This window comes from Neisseria sp. P0021.S007 (assembly GCF_051956855.1).
The window spans coordinates 1-499 of sequence record NZ_JBQCXA010001322.1; the positions used below are offsets into that span (position 1 = coordinate 1).

The following is a 499-nucleotide window of genomic DNA, read 5'->3' on the forward strand; positions in this document are numbered from 1 at the left end:
GTATATTGGCATTGAAACTTTTTCTTCCCTTCAGGAGTATCCAATCTCGGATCATAATTTGGCAGATCAAAATATACTTCACCTTTAAGGCCGATTCCTGAAAATTCCTTACCTTGCCCATGTTTATTTTCATAAGCTTTTACTTCAGACGGCCCAAAATATTCATAGACCTCATCCGAGCTACGATCAATAGCACGGTAATAGTTTGAATAATAATATTTTCGGTCATAATTGAAGTTAGTATTGGGAGATTTACGTGGGTCTTCTCCAGAGGCCTGATTGCTACAACTCATATTGGCATCGCCATCAGAAACCACGACAACATAGGATTTTTGACAACGGTATTTAATATTTGGAATAACGAAATTTTTGACAACTTCATAATAACGGCGCGTTGTCGGCGTAGCTTGGTAAGCCAACATCTCGTCTACCTTTTTCCTGACATATTCCCAGTTTCGACCGGCAGAACCATCCGTAAAGCCATCAGAATCCTTCATAT

The 499-nt window shown here is 39.3% G+C and carries 1 pseudogene; it reads right to left on the bottom strand.

What is annotated here, in order from left to right:
* Positions 1-422: pseudogene (locus ACTHUR_RS18960) on the bottom strand (PilC family type IV pilus tip adhesin); the annotation flags it as partial.
* Positions 423-499 lie beyond the last annotated feature (77 nt).